This is a genomic window from Polaribacter sp. BAL334 (genome assembly GCF_015767435.1).
Taxonomy (GTDB): domain Bacteria; phylum Bacteroidota; class Bacteroidia; order Flavobacteriales; family Flavobacteriaceae; genus Polaribacter.
This window is the reverse complement of the sequence record NZ_JADWOV010000251.1, coordinates 1-389: the sequence shown is the minus strand read 5'-3', so window position 1 is coordinate 389 and position 389 is coordinate 1. Positions and strand designations below refer to the sequence as shown.

The 389-nt window shown below is 34.2% G+C and carries 1 pseudogene; it reads left to right on the top strand.

Features of this window, described 5'->3' with window-relative positions:
- Positions 1-389, top strand: a pseudogene (locus tag IU405_RS04145) (NAD(P)/FAD-dependent oxidoreductase); the annotation flags it as partial.

Below are 389 nucleotides of genomic sequence, written 5' to 3'. Positions count from 1 at the left end.
GTTCCTACAAATATGGGTGATGAAGTGATTGGGAAATCTGGTTTGGGAGATGAATTAAACTTTGTCCCTACTCACCCAAATACTCTTCAATCTCTTGAAAATGAAAATATTTTCGTCATTGGTGATGCCACCAATGTTCCAGCTTCAAAAGCAGGTTCTGTGGCCCATTTTCAAGCCGAAACTTTGACAGATAATATTTTATTATACATCAATAAACAACCATTAAAAGAAGAATTTGATGGTCATGCAAACTGTTTTATTGAAACTGGAAATAATAAAGCACTTTTAATCGATTTCAATTATGTGCAAGAACCTGTCACAGGAAACTTCCCATTTGCAGTTATTGGTCCTCTAAAACTATTAAAAGAAAGTATTTTTAATCACTGGGG